Genomic DNA, 241 nt, shown 5'->3' with positions numbered 1-241 from the left:
GTATATAATGATATGTCTAATATATTTATATAACCNNNTTTTGTTAAATTTCTTATGCTTTCAGCTTTTTCAGAAAATAATCCCCAGCTATCTGCATTTTCAAAATATGTAGTTTATAAAATTTTTAATATTACTATTTATATCCATTTTTTCTGTATAACTTATTATATCTTGTATAGAATATCCATTATTATTTTCCTTCATTCTTTTTATAATTTTTTGTATATATAATGCAATATTT

This window comes from Candidatus Nanopusillus massiliensis, assembly GCF_920984865.1.
Note: the sequence above shows the minus strand (reverse complement) of the source record.